This window comes from Belnapia sp. AC561, from assembly GCF_979252845.1.
The window spans coordinates 1-279 of record NZ_CEEDBP010000181.1 but is presented as its reverse complement, the minus strand read 5'-3'; the positions used below and the strand labels follow the sequence as shown (position 1 = coordinate 279).

Annotated in this window: 1 pseudogene; it reads right to left on the bottom strand. The window is 65.9% G+C overall.

Features of this window, described 5'->3' with window-relative positions:
* Positions 1-279: pseudogene (locus tag AC0IW9_RS30650) on the bottom strand (hypothetical protein); the annotation flags it as partial.

The following is a 279-nucleotide window of genomic DNA, read 5'->3' as shown; positions in this document are numbered from 1 at the left end:
CGCCGAAGCTATGGCCGGGGTGTTGCTGGTCGAGCAAGCCGGCGGCGCGGTGTTCCTGGAGTTTCATGTTCTCGCGAATGGCGACGAACTCCATCTCCGGGGTGATGATGCCCTGGCGCGCGTAGTGCATTTGGCTGACGTTGGCGCCGGCTTTGGCTCGGCGCGGGTTGCGCACGTGGGCAAAGCGCATGGCGGTGAGTTCAGGGTTGCTTAGGCGCTCCTGGCCAAAATGGGAGCTGAGGCCCGGCAGGCGCTCGGTGTCGCCACGGGCTTCGATCC